Genomic DNA, 22,617 nt, shown 5'->3' with positions numbered 1-22,617 from the left:
CTGAATAGAACCAACTGCGAGGGTGTACGGGCGTGATGATAGGCACGCCGTCGGCACGGGCTGAACAGCCTTACGGGCAGAGAGAACTGCCCGTACAGCGCCCACCACATATCCAGCTCGAACGCCATCCGCCGGAACCGCTTCAAGGCTCCGGCGCGCGCGGGGATCACGGGCCGCCCCGTCGACTGGCCCTGTTCCGCTCGGCGACCCGCTGACTCAGCGTCCCGCCGGACGGGGAGTCCGGACACTTCGGTCCACCGCACTCGCACGGTGGCCACCGCAGGGCGGACCCGGGCACGAGGTCGGCCCCGTCCGCCCCGTCCGCCCCGTCCGGCGAACCCGGTCCGTTCGGCGAACCCGACGAGCCGGGCTTGCGCGGCCCGCCCTGTCCCTCCGGCCCGCCCTGGCCCTCCGGTCCGCTCGATTCCGGCGCCTTTCTCACCACGAGCGCTCCGTTCGTCCCGAATGCCTCGGTCAGCCGGGAGAGCACCCAGCGGGCCTCGCTGTTCGACATCAACCTGCAACTCCCTGAGTCCACGTTCGATCTGCTTCGTCAACTCCGTTGTGGGCAAGGCGAATTCACGCGGAACCCAGGAGGGCGCCAAGCGCCAGAAGCCGCCGTTCTCGACCAATGCCCGCAGCTCTCGAATAGCTGTTTCATCTGCGTCACGATCCACCAATGCTTGCACCCTTACTACAGATTGTGAGCGGGGGTGTTCAGAATGCAATGGCGGGCGCTAGATTGGGAAGGCGCTGGCGGCCCAACCTGTGCATTGGTCGACGCATCGCACGCTATACCGCTTCGACCTGCATAAATGCGACCGCTAAACGGCGTTCCCAGAAGCTTGGTCAAGGGGTATTCAATGGCAGATCAGCACCATGACGTCACCGAAGACATGGGTAGCCCGCGCACGAAATTCGGGGAAGCCCTGAAGGACGCAAGAGAGTTGCGGCAGGAAGGGAAGCTGTCGCAGACGGCGCTGGCCAAGCTCGCACGCACCTCGAAGTCCACGATCTCCCGAATCGAAAACGCGGTGCCGCCCATTCCGAGCCATCTCCCGGTCATCTTCGACCAGGTCTTTAGAACGGACGGAATTTTCAAGCGATTGTACGACGAAACGCGCGTGAACGACTTCCCGTCGCGGTACCGGCTTCGTATGAAACTGGAAGCTCGGGCCATCGCCATCGCGGAGTGGTCACCGAACCTGGTTCCCGGACTTCTCCAGACGACGCCATACGCGCGTGCACTGTTCAGGGCAGGCAGTCCCCGAGCGACCGAGCATGAGATCACAACCCGAGCAGAGGCTCGCATCGCACGGCAGGAGCTGCTGCACAAGGGGTCTCCACCCGATCTGTCGATCGTGATCTGCGAGGCTGTGATCAGACGGTCCGTGGGCGGATCGGACGTCATGCGCGGCCAGTTGGCGGCTCTGCTGGCTCATGGCACTCGTTACACAACCATCGTCCAGGTGCTGCCGTTCAGCACCGGATCGCACCTGCTCATGGACGGCTCCATGAGCATCCTCACAACGCCCGACGGCACTCGCGTCGTCTACACGGAGTCGCTCAACTCGGCGGTTATCGATGACGATCCCGCTACGGTTCGGGCCATGTCACGCGCCTACGATGTCCTCACGGCCACGGCTCTTCCGCCGACCGCATCGGCCCAAGTGATCCGCGAGCAAATGGAGACACTGTGACTCAAGATGTCCCCCTGCGCAGCTGGGTCAAGTCCAGCTACAGCAACCAGGACGGCGGCAACTGCGTCGAGTGGTCCCCCGCCCACGCCGCCGCCCACGGCACCGTCCCCGTACGCGACTCCAAGCGCCCCCACGGCCCCGTGCTCCTGCTCGCCCCCGCCGCCTGGACCGGCCTCGTGGACCTGGCCAGGTCACCACGCCCCTGACACGCCGGAGCGGGCCACACCACGCGCGTGGCCCGCGGAGGGGAGAGGACGACAGCCCTCTCGTGTCACAAGGTGCGTTTCGGGGAGCGGGGGGTCAGCCCTGCGCGTCCGGGGCGAACTCCGTCGCGGGGTCGGTCGGTAGCGGCTCATGGAGTTACGCACGCTGGCGGCAGGCGCCGGGGCCATCACCGTGGGCATCCTGGGAGAGGGAAAGACGCCGGCCCGGGACCGCGATCGGAAGGATCACGGTCACGGGCCGGGCCGGGCCGTTCGGTCCGGTCGTCCGGTCGCCCGGACGGTGCGGCCGGGGCCTCGGAGTCGGCTCCGGACTCAGGCGTCCTCGGGCTTCTCGTCCCCGGGCTCCAGGCCGAACTGCTCGACGAGCCACTTGTCGAACTCGATCGAGGCACGGACCCAGCTGACGGTGGACGACACGAAGTGCTCAAGGTTGACGCCCATGCCGATCAGCATCTGGGCCTCACCGATGAGCCGGACGGTCGGCGGACCGTCGCCCTCCTCGTGGACGTGCGTGTAGATCTTGGGCCACAGCGTCCGGCGGTTCCAGTCGTCGATCGCGTCCAGGATCTTGGACTTGTCCGTCACGGGGTGCGGGCGGTCGTAGAAGGTCCGCACCGAGAAGACCTGCTGGTCCTCCTCGCCGCGGAACATGAAGTACGTGCGGAACTCCTCCCACGGCGCCGCGAGGTCGCCCTCGTCGTCGACGACGTACTTCAGCTCCATCTGTTCGAGGAGCTGCTTGACCAGATCCTGGTCAGGGACGACGGGGCCCGCCGGTCCTGCACCCTGCGGTTGGGGCTGGCTGCCCCCGAAATTCGGAATCGAGGACGGGTCGATGCTCACCGTGTATTTCCCTTCGTACGGTTCCTGCCATCCTCTCCCATCCCGGGCCGCCCGTGGCAACCCCATCCGCGTCCCAACGGGTCATGGATTCGCCATCCGGTCCGTGAGCCGCCACACGCCGGTCGAGGGATTGCGCCCGTGCTCCTCCCCGGTCGGCTCCAGCCCCCGGGCCCGCTGCGCCGCCAGGCCCGTCTCGTCCCGGTACTTACGGAAGTCGATCCGCGTCTTGTCGTAGCCCGGAACGTGCTTCTCCATGAGCGGCAGCAGCTTTTTCGTGCCGATGTGCGCGCGGTGGTCGGTGAAGTGGAGCAGCAGCCACAGCTCGAAGCAGGGGTTGGAGACGGCGATCCTGATGTCCTTCCGCCGGGCTGCCAGCGCGGCGTCGGAAACGTCGATGTAGTCGTCCACGTCGAAGACGCACCACACCTCGTCGTATCCGCCCGGATTGAGATCCCGCTGCCCGCTCGCGTACGTGATGAGCTGTGTCGGGGAGCATGCCTTGCCGCGTACGACCACGGACACGGCGGGGTTGCGTAAGTGATCACGTAACCCCTGGAGGTACTGCCGCTCGGTCTCCTTGCTGCCGCAGACGATCAGCATCGTCCGCGCGGACCGCCGTACGGGGCCGCGCCTGCGGCCCGAGCCCTCACGTGGGAACGGCCTGGCCATGAGTCCCCCAGTACTTCTTGAGCATGTCCTCAAAGGCCGTTTCCGGCAGGAGCGGTACGGCTCCGTAGCTGCCGGCGAGGTAGCGCCGCTCGAAGTTCTCGCCCTTGCGGGGCTTGAAGTCGGTGAGCGGATACAGCTCGGAGGCCCCGGTCTTCGCGTCCTTCTCCACGAACCAGACCTGGTCACGGCGCAGCACCTGGTCACCGAGCATCGTCCCGAGGAGGGAGGCGTCGTGGGTGGTGAAGATGAGTTGAGCGTTGCGCTGGTTCAGCTCCGGGTCCTGGAAGAGGGTGAGGAGCTTGGCCGTGAGAAGGGGGTGGAGGCTGACGTCGATCTCGTCGACCCACATCGTGTGCCCGTTGAGAATGTCGACGAGGGCCGTGGTCGCCATGGTCAGCCAGGTCTTCGTGCCTGCCGACTCGGCCTCTACCGGCAGGGCGAACTCCTCGTCCCCGACCCGGTGGACGAACTCCAGTGTCAGCGCCATCGCGTTGTGGGCCTCGTCCGGCATCCGGCTCTTCTGAAGGTGCGAAATCTTCTCGGCTGCCGGGTTCCTCTCACTACCGCTCCGGATGCCATGGACACCCAGATCAGCGGCGGCCAGGAGATCCTTACCGACCGGCAGTCCCACCGACGCGAGCGCCTCGTACACCCACACCACGTGTCCACCGCCCGACGACACGATGTCCCGGGTGTCGTCATCGAGCACCGTGCCGCCCAGCTCGCCCCAGATCGCACTGAGCTGCTTGTGCGAGGACTGCGCGGCGGCCGACAGATACAGACTGTTCGGACGCATCAGCCGCTCCGCCGCCACCCGCTCCCCGGTCAGCGTCGCGCCGTACGTCATCCCCAGGCCCTCGCGCTCGAAGAGGACCCGCTTCCGGCCCTTGGGGTACGCGTACAGCCATTCCTCGGTCACCTCGGTGTCCGTGACGCCGAACCCGTACACGTACCGCACGCCGTCCAGCAGGAGGTCGACGCCGTACGAAGAAGGCTCCGATCGGCTCGTGTGGTCGAGCAGGAACGGCCGACGCGGTACGGGAGCGCCCGGCAGCCACCGCGCCTGGGATTCGCGCACCGCGCCCTTGAAGAACCGGAAGGCGTCCACAACCGTCGACTTCCCCGACGCGTTCGCGCCGAAGAGCGCCACCACCGGCACGGCCGGGCGGTCGTCCCCGTACGCGGGCACGAGGTTCAGTTCCTGTGGCTCGCGCAGGGAGCCGTGGTTGGCGACACGAAAGCTCAGCAGCATGGACTGTCACCCTCCCCACACCATCTTGTGAACAAGTGAATCGCGCATTACGTGATTCATGTAGATGGTAGTGCTCTCCAGAGAACCCGGCTACCGAACGTCGCCACCCGCCACTGACAGTCCCTGCCGACAGTCCCCCGCTGACAGTCCCCGCTGTCGGTCCGCGCCGCCGGCCCCCGCCCGCCGGCCCCCGCTCAGCGCCCGCCCGCCACCCGCAGGATCGTTCCCGTGGCGTACGAGGCGTCCGGCGAGAGCAGCCAGGAGACGGCGCCCGCGATCTCCTCCGGCAGGCCCGGACGTCCCAGGGGGATGCCGTCCGCGAGCTTGTCCGGGCGGGCGGGGTCCGCGTGGAACTCCGTTCTGATGACACCGGGGGCCACCGCGTTGACCCGGATGCCCTGTCGCGCGACCTCCTTGGAGAGGCCGACGGTCATCGTGTCGACGGCGCCCTTGGCCGCCGCGTAGTGCACGTACTCCCCGGGGCTGCCGAGGGTGGCGGCGGCCGAGGAGACGTTCACGATGGCGCCGCCGCCGGTTCTGGTCATGTCCCGGACCGCTCGGCGCGCGCAGAGGAGGTAGCCGACGACGTTGACGTCGAGCGCGCGCCGGATACCGGCCGCGTCCGCGTCCGCGAGGGGGCCGACGGGGCCGCTGACCCCGGCGTTGTTCACCAGTCCCGTGACCGGGCCGAGTTCGGCCGCCGCCCGCTCGAAGAGCCGGTCGACGTCGGCCTCGTCGGCCGTGTCGGCCCGTACCGCGAGGCAGCGCCGGCCCGTCTCCCGTACGGACGCGGCGACGGCCTCGGCCGCCGCCGCGTCGGAGTGGTAGGCGAGCGCGATGTGGTGCCCGTCCGCCGCGAGCCGCGCGCAGACGGCGGCGCCGATGCCCCGGCTGCCACCCGTGACGACGGTGACCGGCACCGGCTGCTCGCTCATGACGACCCCTGAATTCCCGGCGCTCTCGCCGCTCTCGCCGCTCTCGCCGCTCTCGCTTCCAGCGTTTTCCCGTCCGGGAAGCCTCGTCCGGGAGACTCCGTCCGGGAAACCCTACGGCGTCTTCTCCAGCGAGGTGGGCGCCGTCCCCACGATCAGCCCGTCCTCGAACCGGTCCACCCGCACCGTGTCCCCGTCCGTGACCTCCCCCGCCAGGATCTCCTTCGCCAGCCGGTCCCCGATCGCCGTCTGCACCAGCCGCCGCAGCGGCCGTGCCCCGTACGCCGGGTCGTTGCCCTCGTCCGCGAGCCACTCCAGGGCCGCCGGTGTGACGTCCAGCGTGAGACGGCGCTCCGCCAGGCGCTTGGCCAGCCGCTCGATCTGGAGGCCCGCGATGTGGGCGAGTTCGTCGCGCGACAGGGCGGAGAAGACCACCAGGTCGTCCAGGCGGTTGAGGAACTCCGGCTTGAAGGAGGACCGTACGGTCTGCAGGACCTGCTCCTTCTTCCGCTCGGGACTCGTCAGCGGATCCACCAGGTACTGGCTGCCGAGGTTCGACGTCAGCACCAGGATGGTGTTGCGGAAGTCGACCGTACGGCCCTGGCCGTCCGTGAGCCTGCCGTCGTCCAGGACCTGGAGCAGGACGTCGAAGACCTCCGGGTGGGCCTTCTCCACCTCGTCCAGCAGCACCACGCTGTACGGGCGGCGGCGGATCGCCTCCGTCAGCTGGCCGCCCTCCTCGTAGCCGACGTATCCGGGCGGCGCGCCGACCAGCCGGGCCACCGAGTGCTTCTCGCCGTACTCGCTCATGTCGATCCGGACCATCGCGCGCTCGTCGTCGAAGAGGAAGTCCGCGAGCGCCTTGGCCAGCTCCGTCTTGCCGACGCCGGTCGGGCCCAGGAAGAGGAACGAGCCGGTGGGGCGGTCCGGGTCCGCGATGCCCGCGCGGGTGCGGCGTACGGCGTCGGAGACCGCCTCGACGGCCTCGCTCTGGCCGATCAGGCGCCGGCCCAGCTCCTGCTCCATCCGCAGCAGCTTCTGGGTCTCGCCCTCCAGCAGCCGGCCCGCCGGGATACCGGTCCAGGAACCGACCACGTCGGCGATGTCGTCCGGGCCGACCTCCTCCTTGACCATGGTGTCCTTGGCGGCCTCCTGCTCCGCCTCCGACGCCTCCTCCAGCTCCCGCTCCAGGCCGGGGATCTCGCCGTACAGCAGCTTGGAGGCGGTGTCGAAGTCGCCGTCGCGCTGGGCGCGCTCGGCCTGGCCGCGCAGCTCGTCCAGGCGCTCCTTCAGCTCACCGACCCGGTTCAGCCCCTGCTTCTCCTTCTGCCAGCGCGCGTTGAGGCCGCGCAGCTCCTCGTCCCGGTCGGCGAGGTCGCGGCGGAGCTTCTCCAGGCGCTGCTTGGACGCGGGGTCGGACTCGTTCTTCAGCGCCAGCTCCTCCATACGGAGGCGGTCGACGGAGCGCTGGAGTTCGTCGATCTCGACCGGCGAGGAGTCGATCTCCATCCGGAGCCGGGAGGCGGCCTCGTCCACCAGGTCGATGGCCTTGTCGGGCAGGAAGCGCGAGGTGATGTAGCGGTCGGAGAGGGTGGCGGCGGCGACCAGGGCCGCGTCCGCGATCTGCACCTTGTGGTGGGCCTCGTAGCGCCCCTTGAGCCCGCGCAGGATCGCGATGGTGTCCTCGACGGAGGGCTCGGCCACCAGCACCTGCTGGAAGCGGCGCTCCAGGGCGGCATCCTTCTCGATCCGCTCCCGGTACTCGTCCAGGGTGGTCGCGCCGACCATGCGCAGCTCGCCCCTGGCCAGCATCGGCTTGAGCATGTTGCCCGCGTCCATGGCCGAATCGCCGCCCGCGCCCGCGCCGACGACGGTGTGCAGTTCGTCGATGAAGGTGACGATCTGTCCGTCACTGTCCTTGATCTCGGACAGCACGGTCTTCAGCCGCTCCTCGAACTCGCCCCGGTACTTCGCACCGGCCACCATCGCCCCGAGGTCCAGCGAAACCAGCCGCTTGTTGCGCAGTGACTCCGGCACGTCGCCCTTGACAATGCGCTGCGCGAGACCCTCGACCACGGCGGTCTTGCCGACGCCCGGCTCCCCGATCAGCACCGGGTTGTTCTTCGTACGGCGCGACAGCACCTGCACGACGCGGCGGATCTCCTGGTCCCGGCCGATCACCGGGTCGAGCTTGCCCTCGCGGGCGGCGGCGGTGAAATCGGTGCCGAACTTCTCCAGAGCCTTGTACTGGCCCTCCGGATCCGCTGTGGTCACCCTGCGTCCTCCCCTGGCCGTCTCGAACGCGCCGAGCAGCTTCTCGGCGGCGGCGCCGCGCTCCGCGAGCACCGTCCCCGCCTGGCCGCCCTTGGCGGCGATTCCGATGAGCACATGCTCGGTGGACACGTACTCGTCGCCCAGCTCCTTGGCGCGCCGCGCCGCGTCGGCGATGACGGCGAGGAGTTCACGGTTGGGCTGCGGGGGCGCGACGGTGGATCCCGTCACGCTGGGCTCGGCGGCGAGCAGCCGCTCGGCGCCCGCCCGTACGGACGCCTGATCTGCCTCGACGGCCGCCAGCAGGTCGGTGACGTTCTCGTTGTCCTGGCCCTCCAGCAGCGCGAGCAGCAGGTGCGCCGGGGTCAGATCGGGGTGTCCGGCCGCCACGGCACGGCTGGTGGCCGCGTTGATCGCGTCCCGGCTCTTGTTCGTCAGCTCGGCGTCCACTGCGCTCTCTCCTCACGTGTGCGAATGTGCCTGCGCGCGGCCTCGTACCGGCCCCGTTACGGCGTGCGGCCCCGGTGGGTCCCCGGTCCAGGACCGGGGACCGGCCCCGTTCCCGCGGCCCTGGCTCCCGGCCCGGTTCCCGGCGCTGGTCTCCGGCCCGGCTTCCGGTCCGGTCCCTCGCGGTCCCTTACGGAGATTCCCGGTCCGGCACTCAACTCCCACCGACACCCGTCAACGCCGCCCCTGACTCTCACAGCATGCGCAAAGTTGAGTCTAGTCCACTCAACACTGAAACGGGGTACGGAGCGAGCCCGGGATCCGGGGCGGAAATCCGCCGCCCCTACGCTTCCTCCATGGCCGAAGACATAAGGAACCCCAGCGCCGATCTTCTCGCGTTCTGGCGCGCGCGCCACATCTGCACGCTGACGACCCCGCGCCCGGACGGCACCCCGCACGTGGTCCCGGTCGGTGTGACCTACGATCCGGAAGCCGGGCTGGCCCGCGTCATCAGCGGCGGGGGCAGCAGGAAGGTCGCGCATGTGCGGGCGGCGGGGGCGGCGGGCGCCAGGGTCGCCGTCTGCCAGTTCGACAAGGGCCGCTGGTCGACGCTGGAGGGCCGCGCCACGGTCCGCACGGAGCCGGAGGCCGTCGCGGACGCGGAAGGCCGTTACGCGGAGCGGTACGGGCACGCGCCGCGCCCCAATCCGGAGCGCGTCGTGATCGAGATCGCGCTGGAGCGGGCGATGGGCCGCTACTGAGACTGAGGACGTGGGGCCGGGTACGGCGCGCGGCGCGGTGGGGGGGCGCCGGCGCACCGTACCCGGGAAGCACAACGGCGCCATCGTGTTTCAGGTCCACGATGGCGCCGTTGTGTGGGGGAAGCGCCCGAACGATCTACAACGACGGGGGAACCGTTCAGGCGCTGCGGGGGGTGGCGATGTTGGTTTGTGGTCCGACCAGCTGATGGTCACGCTGGTCGAGGTTGACGAAGATCATGTCGTACCGGATGGTGCACCTGACAGGGCGCGGCGCCCCTCGTGGCCGCCGAAGGCAGCGGTAGGCGCGGACATCCTCGTCCTCTTCGCGCACGACGACGATCGGCTCTCCGAAGAGAGTGACCATCAGCGAGTCACCCCGGTGAGGAATGGCCGTGACCAGATCGATGAAGTGCCATCCCGACCGGTAAGCCGTGGCCATCTCTCGCCGGAAGACCCGGTCGTCCGGCGGGACGGTCATGCGCCGATGTCGGCCGGTGCCGTCCAGGCGATATCGCCCGGGACGGCGTTCCACGCGATGTCTCCCGCTTCTGCGGCCTGGGTGGTGGTTCCGGCAGGCACGTTCCAGGCGATGTCTCCGCCTGCGGCCAGCGCACCGAAGGCCAGAGCCGCAGAGAAAGCAGTGGCAGCCACCGCGCGAAGCATTCTCTTATACATAGTCGGCTTCGTCCTCACTTGATGGATTCCTCTCCCCCGCCATGAAGACGATGTCTCATCCGGACACGTCAACACCACTGGGACGAGGCATCATGTTCCTGCATGTTCAAGACCCTGGGGGGTGGAGCTTTGACCACAAACAATGCAAAACAGACACATTCCCACCCCGTCACCCAATTGTGCGATGACGGGAGGCGGCTCTACGCCAACGCACTGCGCTCGGGGCGCATCGCTCGCAGCGAAGCAGCCCAGGCTCCCTGCCTGATGGAATTCCCCTTGCTGCATCCCGACCCGGACGACTCGGACTGGCTCCGCCCGGTCCCGCCGTCCGCCGCCCTCGCGCAGCGCCTCAATCCGGTCGAGCGGGAAATCCAGGAGCGCCGGCACTTCGCCATCGAGCTGACCGACGCTTTTGAGCCATTCATGGCCATCAGCGCCCAGGATCCTCCCATCACCCACGCGATCACCGTCCTGGAGGGCGACAGCCGGATCAACGCCGCGCTCGACCTCTCCACGGCGGAGTGCCGGACCGAAGTCCTCACCGTGCAGCCCGGTGGCGGGCGCAGCGAACACGTTCTCGCCCAGGGCCTGGAGCGCGGTCGGGCCGTGGTGGACCGCGGTGTCGGCATCCGCACTCTCTACCAGCACACCGTCCGGCACAGCCAGGGCACGCTCGCCTACGCGGAGCGGCTGGCCGAGGACGAGGTGGAGATCCGCACGCTGGAGGAGCTGACCGAGCGGCTGATCATCTTCGACCGCACCGTCGCGTACATCCCCGCCCGCTCCGACCGGCAGGTGGCCCTCGAACTGCGCCATCCGGGGCTCGTCGACTACCTGGCCCAGGTCTTCGAACTGCTCTGGCGCCGTGCCACCCCCCTCACCGAACAGGTCGCGTACGAACCGACACCCGACGGCATCACCGGCGTCCAGCGGTCCATCGCGAAGCTCCTCATCGAGGGGTACGTGGACGAGGCGATCGCCCGCCGCCTGGGCATGAACGTACGGACCTGCCGCGCCCACATCGCCAAGCTCGCCACCACCCTCGGCAGCGGAAGCCGCGCGCAACTCGGCTATCTCATCGCCCACTCGCAGATCCTGGACCAGGACGGCTGAGAGCCTGTCGGGTGACCTTCGATCGGAAAGCGGACGCGGTCTGGTGCGTGCGATTCCAAGGCGCCGGAGTGTCCTCGTAGCGGAGCTACTAGGGCATTTCGGCAACGCGGGAAGCGTGCGGGCCAGGGCGTGGCCGCCCGATCAGAGGTCACCCGACAGGCTCTGAGAGACCACGGAAGAGATCCGCTGTCACAGAACCGGCTCCGCCCCGCCCGCGGTGTGCCGACCCGCCGCACCTGGCCGACGGCGACCCCCGTGCGCCACCGGCCGCCTCCACACTGCGCGTTCGGCCCGTACGGTTCAAGCGCCGAGCAAGTGCACTGATGCGCGCTGCGGAATCGTGCAGGGGATCAACCGAAGGGATCGGACATAACACCGCGCGAGAACGTCACCCTCCATTCCGTACCGTCGCTCGACCTGTCGGCGGAGGCTCGCGCGCTGCTGCGCCGGCTCGTCCAGGGTGAACAGGTCGAGGGCTCAGAACCCGGGTGCGCCGATCTGGCCGCGCTCGGGCTGGCCGTGCACGACCCACACCACAGCCGGTGGAGCGTGGCAGACCTGTACCACGCCGAGCAGACGGCCCTGGCGCGGGAGCGCACCGCCATCGCGCACCATCTGCGCCGCATGGACCAGCTGTCCGAGCTGCACCGGCAGACGCGGAACGCCGAACTGCCCAGCGGGAACGGCGTCGAGTTCCTCGACCGCCTCGAACTCATCACCGCGGCGATCACCCAGGCGATGGATTCGGCGAAGAGCACGATCTGCACGGCGCACCCCGGCGACAGAAGAGCCGAGACACTGCGCAGCGCCGTCGTCTCCGACCTCGCGATCCTGCGGCGCGGGATCTCCTACCGCACGCTCTATTCGGACACGGCGCGCGCCAGGGCCGGGGAGCAGGAGTGGGTCGCGAAGGTGAGCGCGCACGGCGCGGAGATACGGACCATCGTCACCGGCTTCGATCGCATGATCCTGGTGGACCGCAATTTCGCTGTCGTCCCGGACCACCGGGCCGAGGGGAACAGGAACACCGCCTTCCGCATCACCCACCCCGGCATGGTGGCATTCCTCCACCACGTCTACGACCACCAGTGGGAGCGCGCCGAGCCGTGGACGGGAGGCCGGTTCAGGCGGCGCGAGGAGACGCTCACGACGAGCAGGTCACGGCGCATCCTCAACAAGCTCAGGGAGGGCCGCACGCTCAAGCAGATCGCCAGTGAGCTGGGGGTCAGCCTGCGGACCGTCAACAACGACCTGAACAAGCTCTACGAGGCCGTGGGCGTCGACACGATGTTCGCGCTCGGCGCGTGGTGGAGTTCGGAGGCGGCGGCGAAGGAACGGAAACTGGGCTGAGGAGCGGCCCGACAGCCACCGCACACACGAAAGCGGGGCCCGTCTCCCGGACCCCGCTCCCGTTACCCGCCTCAGTCCGTCGGCAGTTTCGGCCGCCACACCACCAGCGCGCTCGTCTGCTGCACGTCCTGGTACGGCACCAGGTCCCTGCGGTACGACGCGTGCACCTGCGCCTCGCGCTGGCGCATCGCCGCCGCCGCCCCGTCGACCGCCGTGGACAGCTCGGCGATCCGGGACTGCAACGCGGCGACCTGGTTCTCCAGCTCGATGATGCGCTTGATGCCCGCGAGGTTGATGCCCTCGTCCTGCGACAGCTGCTGCACCTGCCGGAGCAGCTCGATGTCACGGGCCGAGTAGCGGCGGCCACGCCCCGCCGTACGGTCCGGGGAGACCAGCCCGAGCCGGTCGTACTGCCTGAGCGTCTGCGGATGCAGACCGGAGAGCTGGGCCGCCACCGAGATGACGTACACCGGCGTCTCCTCGGTCAGCTGGTACGCCCCGCCGAATCCCGCGGACTGCCGCCGCCCGTCCCTGTCCATGGGGTCATGCTCCCTTCGCCGCCTGGAACAGCTCCGCCCGCGGATCCTCGTCCGCGGTCGCCTTCCGGTACGCCTCCAGCGCGTCGCGCGCCTCGACGCCGAGGTCCTTGGGCACGACGACCTCGACGGTGACCAGCAGGTCTCCCCGGCTGCCGTCCTTGCGCACGGCGCCCTTGCCCCGGGCCCGCATCGTACGGCCGTTGGGCGTCCCCGGGGGCAGCTTCAGCGTGACCGGGGGGCCGCCCAGCGTCGGGACCTTCACCTCGCCGCCGAGCGCCGCCTCCGTGAAGGTGACGGGCACGGTGACGGTGAGGTTGTCGTCCCTGCGGCCGAAGACCGGGTGCGCGTCGACATGGACGACGACGTACAGATCGCCGCCGGGGCCGCCGCGCTCGCCCGGCGCGCCCTTGCCGCGCAGCCGGATCCGCTGGCCGTCGCTGACGCCCGCCGGAATCCTGACCTGCATGGTCCGCGAGGACCTGGCGCGCCCGCTGCCCTTGCAGACCTCGCACGGGTCCTGGGCGATCAGCCCACGGCCCTTGCAGTCCACACACGGGTCGGTCAGCGAGAAGCCGCCGCCCGAGCCGCGCGAGACCTGTCCGGTGCCCACACAGGTCGGGCAGACCCGCGGGGTGCTGTTCTTGTCGCCGGTGCCGGAACAGGCTTTGCAGGGGGCCTGGCTGGACATCCGCAGCGGGACCGTGGCCCCGTCGACCGCCTCGCTGAAGCTGAGCGTGACCTCGGACTCGATGTCCTGGCCGCGGCGCGGCTGCGTCCGGGTGCCGGGACCGCCGCCCCGGTTGAACAGCCCGCCGAAGACGTCCCCGAGCCCGCCACCGAAGCCCCCGGCGCCGGGGGCGCCCTGCGCACCGCCGCCCTGGGCGCCGCCGAAGAGGTCGCCCAGGTCGAAGTTGAAGCTGCCGTTGCCGCCCGCTCCTGGCCCCGGGCGGAATCCGCCGTTGCCGAAGAGCGAGCGTGCCTCGTCGTACTCCTTGCGCCGCTTGGGGTCGCCGAGGACGTCGTTCGCCTCGGAGATCTCCTTGAAGCGCTCCTCAGCCTTGGCGTCGCCCTTGTTGGCGTCCGGGTGGAACTCGCGGGCGAGCTTCCGGTACGCCTTCTTGATCTCGGCCTCGGTGGCGTCCTTGGGGACGCCGAGAACCTTGTAGTAGTCCTTCTCCACGAAGTCCTTGGTGCTCATTCCCGACGTCCCTCCTCTCCGCCTTCACTGCCTGACACCGCGTCAGCCCTCCTCGGGGCCACCGCTCTCCTCGTCCTTGGCGGCCCCCGCCTGCTCGTCCGCGGACTTGGCCTGGGCCCCGGGCTGGGGCTCGGCGACCGCGACCCGGGCGGGCCTGATCGTCCGCTCGCCGAACCGGTACCCCGGCTGGAGGATCGCGACGCACGTCGTCTCCGTGACGTCCGGCGCGTACGAGTGCATCAGGGCCTCGTGGATCGTCGGGTCGAAGGGCTCGCCCTCCTCGCCGAACTGCTGGAGTCCCAGCTTGACCGTGACCGCTTCCAGCGACTCGGCGACCGACTTGAACCCGCCGACCAGCTCCTCGTGGTCACGGGCCCGGCCGATGTCGTCGAGCACGGGCAGCAGCTCGGTCAGCAGGCTCGCGACCGCGATCTCCTTGACCGTGACGCGGTCCCGCTCCACCCTGCGGCGGTAGTTCTGGTACTCGGCCTGGAGCCGCTGGAGGTCCGCCGTGCGCTCGTTGAGCGCGGTACGGACCTGATCCAGCTGCGCGGTCAGGGCTACGTCCTGTACGTCCCCGGCCGGGGCCGCCGGCCCGGACTCCTTGGCGGAGTCCGGCTCGGCGGCCTTCGGCGTGGCGTCTTCGGGGTGAGCGCCGGAGGGGACGTCGGGCTTCTCCTCGAAGCCCGGGGTCTCCTCCGTCACGCCGCACCGTCCTTCTTGGGCTTCTCGTCGTCGACGATCTCGGCGTCCACGACGTCGTCGTCGGCCGGGGCGCCCTGCGCCTGACCGGCCGCGCCCTCGGGGCCACCGGCCGCCGCACCGGCCGCCTGGGCGTCCGCGTACATCGCCTGTCCGAGCTTCTGGGAGACGGCCGCGACCTTCTCCGTGGCGGTACGGATCTCGGAAGTGTTGTCGCCCTCGGCGGACTCGCCCTTGAGCTTCTCCTTCAGCTCGCCGATCGCCGTCTCGACCTCGGTCTTGACGTCACCGGGGACCTTGTCCTCGTTGTCCTTGAGGAACTTCTCGGTCTGGTAGACGAGCTGTTCGGCCTGGTTGCGGGTCTCGGCGGCCTCGCGGCGGCGGTGGTCCTCGTCCGCGTACTGCTCGGCCTCTTCGCGCATCCGGTTGACCTCGTCCTTCGGCAGCGAGGAGCCACCGGTGACGGTCATCTTCTGCTCCTTGCCGGTGCCGAGGTCCTTCGCGGCCACGTGCATGATGCCGTTGGCGTCGATGTCGAAGGCGACCTCGATCTGCGGCACGCCGCGCGGGGCGGGCGGCAGACCGGTCAGCTCGAACATACCGAGCTTCTTGTTGTACGCCGCGATCTCGCGCTCGCCCTGGTAGACCTGGATCTGCACGGACGGCTGATTGTCCTCGGCCGTCGTGAAGATCTCGGAGCGCTTCGTCGGGATCGTCGTGTTGCGCTCGATGAGCTTCGTCATGATGCCGCCCTTGGTCTCGATACCGAGGGACAGCGGGGTGACGTCGAGGAGCAGGACGTCCTTGACCTCACCCTTCAGGACACCGGCCTGGAGCACGGCGCCGATGGCGACGACCTCGTCCGGGTTGACGCCCTTGTTGGCGTCACGGCCGCCGGTCAGCTCCTTGACCAGCTCCGCCACGGCGGGCATACGGGTCGAACCGCCGACGAGGACCACGTGGTCGATCTCGGACAGCTGGATACCGGCGTCCTTGATGACGTTGTGGAACGGGGTCTTGCAGCGGTCCAGGAGGTCCGAGGTCAGCTGCTGGAACTGCGAGCGGGTGACCTTCTCGTCCAGGTGCAGCGGGCCCTCGGCGGACGCCGTGATGTAGGGCAGGTTGATCGTGGTCTCGGTGGACGACGACAGCTCGATCTTCGCCTTCTCCGCGGCCTCGCGGAGACGCTGGAGAGCCATCTTGTCCTTGGACAGGTCCACACCGTGACCGTTGGCGAACTGCTTCACCAGGTAGTCGACGAGGCGCTGGTCCCAGTCGTCACCACCGAGGTGGTTGTCACCGTTGGTGGCCTTCACCTCGACGACGCCGTCACCGATCTCCAGCAGCGACACGTCGAAGGTGCCGCCACCGAGGTCGAAGACGAGGATCGTCTGGTCGTCCTTGTCGAGCCCGTACGCCAGCGCGGCGGCCGTCGGCTCGTTGACGATACGCAGGACGTTCAGGCCCGCGATCTCGCCGGCCTCCTTGGTGGCCTGGCGCTCCGAGTCGTTGAAGTACGCCGGGACGGTGATCACCGCGTCGGTGACCTTCTCGCCCAGGTACGCCTCGGCGTCCCGCTTCAGCTTCTGCAGCACGAAGGCCGACATCTGCTGCGGGTTGAAGTCCTTGCCGTCGAGGTTGATCTTCCAGTCGGTGCCCATGTGGCGCTTGACCGACCGGATGGTCCTGTCGACGTTCGTCACCGCCTGGCGCTTGGCGACCTCGCCGACGAGCACCTCGCCGTTCTTGGCGAAGGCGACGACGGACGGCGTGGTCCTGGCGCCCTCTGCGTTGGTGATGACGGTGGGCTCGCCGCCTTCGAGAACGCTGACGACGGAGTTAGTCGTGCCCAGGTCGATGCCGACCGCACGTGCCATTTCAATTCCTCCAGCTGACTTGAGTGGAACAGGCTCAAGGATGCATCACAGATCCCGGAGAGTCAAAGGACCTGAGTCGATGGGACTCAACTAAGGTGCGCGTCGCATACGGTCGGCCCTCCCCTTCGGGGCGCCTGCCGTACGCACACCGCTCCAGCATGCGATTGTTTCCGGGCAAAAGCCACAAATCGCTCAGAGAACGGTCAGATGCGACTATGCGGCGACCCACACCTTGGCCACCCCGCGCAGCCCGGCCACCCCGCACACCCCGGGCGACCCACACCCTCGGCGCGGCCCGTACAGCCCGTACAGCCCTCACGCCCCGCGAGCCCCGTGCAGCCCGTGCAGCCCGCGCAGCCCGTGCGCCCCGGAAGCCACTCCCTCCCGGACGTCCCGGACGGCATCCCGGCGGCCTTCTCGAACCCAAGCGCCTGTTGGACCTCGCCCTCGGCTCGGCCCTGCTCCTGCTGGCCGCCCCCGTCCTCGCCGTCGCCGCCCTCGCGCTGGCACTCTCCCGCCCGGCGGGCGGCGTCCGGGTGCGCGGCTACCACACCGGACTCAACGGACACCCCTTCCTGCTGAGTTCCCTGCGCACCCGGCGACTGCGGCTCGACCTGCTCTCCCGGCTGCCCCACGTCGTACGCGGCGACCTGTCGCTGGTCGGCCCGGCGCCCCTGAGGTTCGGCACCCCGGCCGCCGCCGCGCCCTGGCGTCAGCTCGTACGGCCGGGACTGACCGGCCTGGCGCAGGTGCGGCGGGGATCGGCGCTGCCGTGGGACGAGGCCCCACTGCTCGACCAGCACTACGTGGAGCAGCACTGGATCGGCCTCGATCTCGCGATCCTCGCCCGTACCCCCGCCGCCGCGCTGGGCGGCCCGGCCGCCAGGACCGCGCAGGACCCCAGGACCGCACAGGACCCCAGGACCGCACAGGACCCCAGGACCGCACACCGGGTCAGGGTCCCCTCAGCGACACAAATCACCGGTCGTAGCGCTACATTGCGGCGGAATAAGTGGGTACCCTCAGCACGAGCTGATTAAGTTACCGCTTAGTACGATCAGTCTGAGACTCAGCCCGAGTGCGGATTTACCACCCTCGCAGGCCCGAGGAGCCCCCGAAATGCAACTCGCCGCGATCATCGTGTCGCTGGTACTCGTCGTCGTAGGAGTCGCGCTGTTCGCCCGAGCCATCGGGCAGATCTACCGCTTCGTACGGCTCGGCCAGCCCGTCCCCGCCGGGACCCGTACCGACGAGCCCGCCCGACGCACCGTGACGGTGGCCAAGGAGTTCCTCGGCCACACCCGGATGAACGCCTGGGGCGTGGTCGGCGTCGCGCACTGGTTCGTGGCGATCGGCTTCTTCTCGCTGCTCCTGACGATCGTCAACGCCATCGGGCAGCTGTTCAAGGCCGACTGGCTGCTGCCGGTCATCGGCCACTGGGCGCCGTACAACGTCTTCGTCGAGTTCCTCGGCCTCATGACCGTGCTCGGCATTCTGACCCTGATCGTCGTCCGGCAGCTGAGCACGCCGGGCGAGGCCGGCCGCAAGTCCCGCTTCGCGGGCTCCAACTTCGGCCAGGCGTACTTCGTCGAGGCCGTCATCCTCATCGTCGGCGTCTGCATCATGACGCTGCACGCCCTGGAGGGCGCCCAGCACGGTGTCGACCACTACGAGGCGTCGTTCTTCGTCTCGTATCCGCTGGTCGCCGCCTTCAAGGGGCTGAGCTTCGGCACCCTGCAGAACCTCACCTACTTCTTCGCCGCCCTCAAGATCGCGACCTCCTTCATCTGGATGATCACGGTCGCGCTCAAGACCGACATGGGCGTCGCCTGGCACCGTTTCCTCGCCTTCCCCAACATCTGGTTCAAGCGCGAGGCGGACGGCGGGACGGCCCTCGGCGCGCTGCCGCCGATGACCAGCGGCGGCGAGAAGATCGACTGGGAGGACCCGGCCGAGGACGCGGTGTTCGGGGTCAGCCAGGTCGAACAGTTCAGCTGGAAGGGCCTGCTGGACTTCTCCACCTGCACCGAGTGCGGTCGCTGCCAGTCGCAGTGCCCGGCCTGGAACACCGGCAAGCCGCTCTCGCCGAAGCTGCTGATCATGTCCCTGCGCGACCACGCGCACGCCAAGGCGCCCTATCTGCTCGCCGGTGGCGGCAAGACCATGGAGGGCGAGGAGAAGGCGAGCGCGGCGCAACTGGCCGACGTCCCCGCCGCCGCGCTCGCCGAGGCGGAGCGCCCGTTGATCGGCACCGCCGAGGAGAACGGCGTCATCGACCCGGACGTGCTGTGGTCGTGCACCACCTGCGGCGCGTGCGTGGAGCAGTGCCCGGTGGACATCGAGCACATCGACCACATCGTCGACATGCGCCGCTACCAGGTGATGATCGAGTCCGCGTTCCCGTCCGAGGCGGGCACGATGCTCAAGAACCTGGAGAAGAAGGGCAACCCCTGGGGGCTGGCCAAGAAGCAGCGCGTCGAGTGGACCAAGGAGGTCGACTTCGACGTCCCGGTCGTCGGCAAGGACATCGAGGACCTGACCGAGGTCGACTACCTGTACTGGGTCGGGTGCGCGGGCGCCCTGGAGGACCGGGCGAAGAAGACCACGAAGGCGTTCGCGGAGCTGCTGCACATCGCGGGCGTGAAGTTCGCGATCATGGGCGGCGACGAGAAGTGCACGGGCGACTCGGCGCGCCGCCTGGGCAACGAGCCGCTGTTCCAGCAGCTCGGCCAGGAGAACGTCGCGATGCTGAACATGGCGTACGGCGAGGACGACGAAGACGCCTCGACGAAGAAGCCGAAGGGCTCGAAGAAGATCGTCGCGACCTGCCCGCACTGCTTCAACACCATCGCGAACGAGTACCCGCAGCTCGGCGGCGAGTACGAGGTCATCCACCACACGCAGCTGCTCCAGCACCTGGTGGACCAGGGCAAGCTCATCCCCGTCACCCCGGTCGAGGGCCTGATCACGTACCACGACCCGTGCTACCTGGGCCGGCACAACAAGGTCTACACACCGCCGCGCGAGATCATGTCGGCCGTCCCCGGTCTGCGCCAGCAGGAGATGCACCGCCACAAGGAGCGCGGCTTCTGCTGCGGCGCGGGCGGGGCGCGGATGTGGATGGAGGAGCGGATCGGCAAGCGCGTCAACGACGAGCGGGTCGACGAGGCGCTCTCGCTCAACCCGGACATCGTGTCGACGGCGTGCCCGTTCTGCCTGGTGATGCTCACGGACTCCGTCAACGGGAAGAAGGGCGACGGGCAGGCCAAGGAGTCGCTCCAGGTGGTCGACGTGGCGCAGCTGCTGCTGGAGTCGGTGCGCACACCGGCGCGCAGCGAGCCGGAGGAGCGGGAGCCGGAGCCCGAGCCGGCGAAGTGAGACAGCGGGCCGGGCGGCCTGCCACGGACGAGAGGCCCTGAGTGCCGCGCGGGAGCGGTCGGATCCGGAAGGACGGATCCGACCGCTTCCGCGTGGGGGGGGCGGTGACGGGAGTCGATCTTCCGGGAGGAATCCCCCTCGCCGGGTCCGTACGGTGTTCTTCCGGTGCTCTTCCGGTGCTCTTCCGGTGCTCTTCCGGGTTCTTCCGGGTTCTTCCGGTCCCCTAGGGGCAATACCAGTGACATAGGGGCCAGTTCGGCGGCCTCACCTGCGGAAACACGGTCCGCCGACAGCCCCGGCAGCCGCAAAGTCACTGGTATTGCCCCTAGGGGATGTCACAGCTCGGCAGCAATGGGCCGTGCGTTCCGCCGCGCAGCCACCGAGTGCTCCGTGAGCGGGTACGTTCGATCGCGTGGCTGGATTCAGGATCGGACGCGGCCGGGACAACCGCACCCCGCAACAGGAACCGCAACGGCAACAGCAGCAGCGGCAACACCCGCAGCAGCAACCGCCGTACGGACGGCAGGCGCCGCCCCCGCAGTACGGAGGCGGCTCACAGGCCGCGCCTCCGTACGGGCAGCAGCAGGGGCAGCAGCACTGGCCTCCAGCGGGTGGCGGGCACGGCGAGCCGGAGTACTTCGGCGGCGACACGTACGGCCAGCGGCAGCAGCCGGACGGGTACGGCGCCCCGAGCGGCCCGGGTGGTCAGGGCGGTCATGGAGGCGGGTACGGAGGCGGGCACGGGGGCGGTTACGGCGGCCAGGGCGGCCACGGCGGTCCGGCCGGGCGCGGCGCCCCGCAGGGCGACCCGTACGCCAACAACCCGGGCCACACCCAGGCGTTCAGCATCCACGAGGACCCGTACGGCGACGGCACGGCCTACCAGGCGGGCGCTCCCGCGGGACCGGCAGGACCGATGGCGCCCCCGGGTCCCCGGCTGCCCTGGAAGGAGCTGCTGAGCGGGATCGTGATGCGCCCGGCCGCGACGTTCTACCAGATGCGGGACTACCCGGTCTGGGGCCCGGCCCTGATCGTGACGTTCGTCTACGGCCTGCTGGCCCTCTTCGGGCTCGACACGGCCCGCGAGGAAGTGATCAACGCCAGGCTCGCCCTGGCCGTGCCGTACGTCCTGACGACGGCGGTCGCCCTCGTCATCGGCAGCCTGATGCTCGGCGCGGTCACCCACACCCTCGCCCGCCAGCTGGGCGGGAACGGCGCCTGGCAGCCGACCGTCGGCCTCTCCATGCTGATCATGTCGGTCACGGACGCGCCGCGGCTGCTCTTCGCCCTCTTCCTGGGCGGCGACAACTCTCTCGTGCAGACGCTGGGCTGGATCACCTGGGTCGGCGCGGCGGCGCTCTTCACGATGATGGTGAGCAAGTCGCACGACCTGCCGTGGCCGAAGGCGCTGGGCGCGTCGGCGATTCAGCTGATCGCGCTGCTGTCGCTGCTGAAGCTGGGCACGATCTGAGAGAGGCCCCGTGGAACCGTCCGCGGGGACGGGCCACGGGGCCTTGTCCGTGGGCGCGGGCGGCCCCGGGCGGGGACCAGGGACGAGGAGCACGGACGAGGAGCCGGGACGAGGACCACCCGTCAGGCGGCGGGCCTGGAAGGCGGGTCAGAACCGCCGTCCAGGCCCACCGGCCAGGCCCACCGGCCAGGCCCACCGGCCAGAACCATCGACCAGAACCACCGGTCAGGCGTCGAGCACCTGCCCGCCGCGCCGCACCACGGGCGGCTCGACGCTCCAGGGGAAGTTGATCCAGTCGTCGGTGCGCTTCCACACGTACTCGCACTTCACGAGCGACTGCGCCTTCTCGTAGATGACGGCGCTGCGGACCTCGGCGACGTGGTCGACGCAGAAGTCGTACACGAGCTTGAGCGTCTTGCCGGTGTCGGCGACGTCGTCCGCGATCAGGACCTTCTTGTTGGAGAAGTCGATGGCGTTGGGGACGGGAGCGAGCATGACGGGCATGGCCAGCGTGGTGCCCACCCCGGTGTAGAACTCGACGTTCACCAGGTGGATGTTCTTGCAGTCCAGCGCGTAGGCGAGGCCACCGGCGACGAAGACGCCCCCGCGCGCGATGCTCAGCACCACATCGGGCTCGTAACCGTCGTCGGCGACTATCTGCGCGAGTTCGCGGACGGCGCCCCCGAACTTCTCGTACGTCAGGTTCTCTCGGGTCTCGGTCATCGCCGCGTCACACCTGCGTCCGGTGGAAATTGAGATAAGAACGGGACGCCGTCGGCCCCCGCTGGCCCTGGTAGCGCGAACCGTACCGCTCGGATCCGTACGGGAACTCGGCCGCCGAACTGAGCCGGAACAGACACAGCTGCCCGATCTTCATACCCGGCCAGAGCTTGATGGGCAGCGTCGCCATGTTCGACAGTTCGAGGGTGACGTGTCCGGAGAACCCGGGGTCGATGAACCCGGCGGTCGAGTGCGTCACGAGCCCGAGCCGGCCGAGGCTGGACTTCCCCTCCAGACGGGAGGCGATGTCGTCGGGGAGCGAGATGACCTCGTACGTCGAGGCGAGCACGAACTCGCCGGGATGCAGGATGAACGGGTCGTCGCCCTCCGGCTCGACCGTGCGCGTCAGATCGACCTGCTCGACGGCGGGGTCGATATGTGGATAGCGGTGGTTCTCGAACACCCGGAAATACCGGTCGAGCCGCACATCGATAC

Annotated in this window: 21 protein-coding genes; 8 read left to right on the top strand and 13 right to left on the bottom strand. The window is 69.2% G+C overall.

Features of this window, described 5'->3' with window-relative positions:
- The first annotated feature begins 863 nt into the window (after positions 1–863).
- Together DVH02_RS20230 and DVH02_RS20225 are read left to right on the top strand one after the other, a co-directional pair.
- Entirely contained in the window at positions 864–1,700 is an 837-nt protein-coding gene (locus DVH02_RS20230) for a helix-turn-helix domain-containing protein (RefSeq protein ID WP_114625243.1), read from the top strand.
- Positions 1,697–1,906: a DUF397 domain-containing protein gene (locus tag DVH02_RS20225; RefSeq protein WP_114625242.1), complete on the top strand. Its 210-nt coding sequence runs from the start codon at positions 1,697–1,699 to the stop codon at positions 1,904–1,906. The genes DVH02_RS20230 and DVH02_RS20225 overlap by 4 nt, the downstream gene beginning before the upstream one ends.
- Positions 1,907–2,236: 330 nt before the next feature.
- Here DVH02_RS20225 and DVH02_RS20220 read toward each other — a convergent pair whose 3' ends face one another.
- From DVH02_RS20220 to clpB, 5 genes are all read right to left on the bottom strand, one after another.
- The gene (locus tag DVH02_RS20220) at positions 2,237–2,767 is read right to left on the bottom strand and encodes a YbjN domain-containing protein (protein ID WP_114625241.1); all 531 of its coding nucleotides are present in this window, start codon (positions 2,765–2,767) and stop codon (positions 2,237–2,239) included.
- 81 nt (positions 2,768–2,848) lie between these two features.
- Entirely contained in the window at positions 2,849–3,436 is a 588-nt protein-coding gene (locus tag DVH02_RS20215; protein WP_114625240.1) for an RloB family protein, read from the bottom strand.
- On the bottom strand, positions 3,414–4,688 hold the full coding sequence (locus DVH02_RS20210; RefSeq protein ID WP_114625239.1) for an AAA family ATPase: 1,275 nt from the start codon (positions 4,686–4,688) through the stop codon (positions 3,414–3,416). Before DVH02_RS20210 ends, DVH02_RS20215 begins: the two co-directional genes overlap by 23 nt.
- Before the next feature lie 194 nt (positions 4,689–4,882).
- Entirely contained in the window at positions 4,883–5,623 is a 741-nt protein-coding gene (locus tag DVH02_RS20205; protein ID WP_114625238.1) for an SDR family oxidoreductase, read from the bottom strand.
- Between the two features lie 111 nt (positions 5,624–5,734).
- Positions 5,735–8,341 (bottom strand): ATP-dependent chaperone ClpB, encoded by a 2,607-nt coding sequence (gene clpB, locus DVH02_RS20200; RefSeq protein ID WP_114625237.1) that lies wholly within the window; start codon positions 8,339–8,341, stop codon positions 5,735–5,737.
- Positions 8,342–8,694: 353 nt separating this feature from the next.
- On the opposite strand from clpB, the gene DVH02_RS20195 reads away from it, so the two are divergent.
- Entirely contained in the window at positions 8,695–9,099 is a 405-nt protein-coding gene (locus DVH02_RS20195) for a TIGR03618 family F420-dependent PPOX class oxidoreductase (RefSeq protein ID WP_114625236.1), read from the top strand.
- A 157-nt stretch (positions 9,100–9,256) separates the two neighbouring features.
- Here the strand turns inward: DVH02_RS20195 and DVH02_RS20190 are convergent, their stop codons facing one another.
- Entirely contained in the window at positions 9,257–9,577 is a 321-nt protein-coding gene (locus DVH02_RS20190; protein WP_114625235.1) for a Rieske (2Fe-2S) protein, read from the bottom strand.
- Positions 9,574–9,750: a hypothetical protein gene (locus tag DVH02_RS20185; protein ID WP_325051387.1), complete on the bottom strand. Its 177-nt coding sequence runs from the start codon at positions 9,748–9,750 to the stop codon at positions 9,574–9,576. Before DVH02_RS20185 ends, DVH02_RS20190 begins: the two co-directional genes overlap by 4 nt.
- A 126-nt stretch (positions 9,751–9,876) precedes the next feature.
- Between DVH02_RS20185 and DVH02_RS20180 the strand changes: the two genes are divergently transcribed.
- The gene (locus DVH02_RS20180; RefSeq protein WP_114625234.1) at positions 9,877–10,887 is read left to right on the top strand and encodes a helix-turn-helix transcriptional regulator; all 1,011 of its coding nucleotides are present in this window, start codon (positions 9,877–9,879) and stop codon (positions 10,885–10,887) included.
- Between the two features lie 549 nt (positions 10,888–11,436).
- On the top strand, positions 11,437–12,237 hold the full coding sequence (locus DVH02_RS20175) for an HTH domain-containing protein (RefSeq protein WP_114625233.1): 801 nt from the start codon (positions 11,437–11,439) through the stop codon (positions 12,235–12,237).
- A gap of 71 nt (positions 12,238–12,308) precedes the next feature.
- Here the strand turns inward: DVH02_RS20175 and DVH02_RS20170 are convergent, their stop codons facing one another.
- Genes DVH02_RS20170 through dnaK form a run of 4 tightly spaced genes read right to left on the bottom strand, consistent with a single transcriptional unit; the run spans position 12,309 to position 16,553 of the window.
- Positions 12,309–12,776, bottom strand: coding sequence for a heat shock protein transcriptional repressor HspR (locus tag DVH02_RS20170; protein ID WP_114625232.1), 468 nt, complete (start codon positions 12,774–12,776; stop codon positions 12,309–12,311).
- Positions 12,777–12,780: 4 nt separating this feature from the next.
- Positions 12,781–13,974, bottom strand: coding sequence for a molecular chaperone DnaJ (gene dnaJ / locus DVH02_RS20165; protein ID WP_114625231.1), 1,194 nt, complete (start codon positions 13,972–13,974; stop codon positions 12,781–12,783).
- A 42-nt stretch (positions 13,975–14,016) separates the two neighbouring features.
- Positions 14,017–14,679: a nucleotide exchange factor GrpE gene (gene grpE, locus DVH02_RS20160; RefSeq protein ID WP_114625230.1), complete on the bottom strand. Its 663-nt coding sequence runs from the start codon at positions 14,677–14,679 to the stop codon at positions 14,017–14,019.
- The gene (gene dnaK, locus DVH02_RS20155; RefSeq protein WP_114625229.1) at positions 14,676–16,553 is read right to left on the bottom strand and encodes a molecular chaperone DnaK; all 1,878 of its coding nucleotides are present in this window, start codon (positions 16,551–16,553) and stop codon (positions 14,676–14,678) included. The genes grpE and dnaK overlap by 4 nt, the downstream gene beginning before the upstream one ends.
- A gap of 434 nt (positions 16,554–16,987) precedes the next feature.
- Between dnaK and DVH02_RS20145 the strand changes: the two genes are divergently transcribed.
- The 3 genes from DVH02_RS20145 (at position 16,988) to DVH02_RS20135 (ending at position 21,402) form a co-directional block, all read left to right on the top strand.
- Positions 16,988–17,593 carry a sugar transferase gene (locus DVH02_RS20145; protein WP_407697651.1) on the top strand — a complete coding sequence of 202 codons (606 nt, stop codon included), beginning with the start codon at positions 16,988–16,990 and terminating at the stop codon, positions 17,591–17,593.
- Between the two features lie 79 nt (positions 17,594–17,672).
- Positions 17,673–19,931, top strand: a complete 2,259-nt coding sequence (locus tag DVH02_RS20140; RefSeq protein WP_114625228.1) for a (Fe-S)-binding protein — start codon at positions 17,673–17,675, stop codon at positions 19,929–19,931.
- 412 nt (positions 19,932–20,343) lie between these two features.
- A complete protein-coding gene (locus tag DVH02_RS20135; RefSeq protein ID WP_114625227.1) occupies positions 20,344–21,402 on the top strand; it encodes a Yip1 family protein in 1,059 nt (352 codons plus the stop codon).
- A 225-nt stretch (positions 21,403–21,627) separates the two neighbouring features.
- Here DVH02_RS20135 and DVH02_RS20130 read toward each other — a convergent pair whose 3' ends face one another.
- Together DVH02_RS20130 and dcd are read right to left on the bottom strand one after the other, a co-directional pair.
- Positions 21,628–22,125, bottom strand: a complete 498-nt coding sequence (locus DVH02_RS20130) for a phosphoribosyltransferase (protein ID WP_114625226.1) — start codon at positions 22,123–22,125, stop codon at positions 21,628–21,630.
- 7 nt (positions 22,126–22,132) lie between these two features.
- Positions 22,133–22,615, bottom strand: coding sequence for a dCTP deaminase (gene dcd, locus DVH02_RS20125; RefSeq protein ID WP_233518341.1), 483 nt, complete (start codon positions 22,613–22,615; stop codon positions 22,133–22,135).
- Between the last annotated feature and the right edge of the window lie 2 nt (positions 22,616–22,617).

The organism is Streptomyces corynorhini, assembly GCF_003346515.1.
Classification (GTDB): domain Bacteria; phylum Actinomycetota; class Actinomycetes; order Streptomycetales; family Streptomycetaceae; genus Streptomyces; species Streptomyces corynorhini.
The sequence above is the reverse complement of the archived record's forward strand: the minus strand, read 5'-3'. Positions and strand labels throughout refer to the sequence as shown.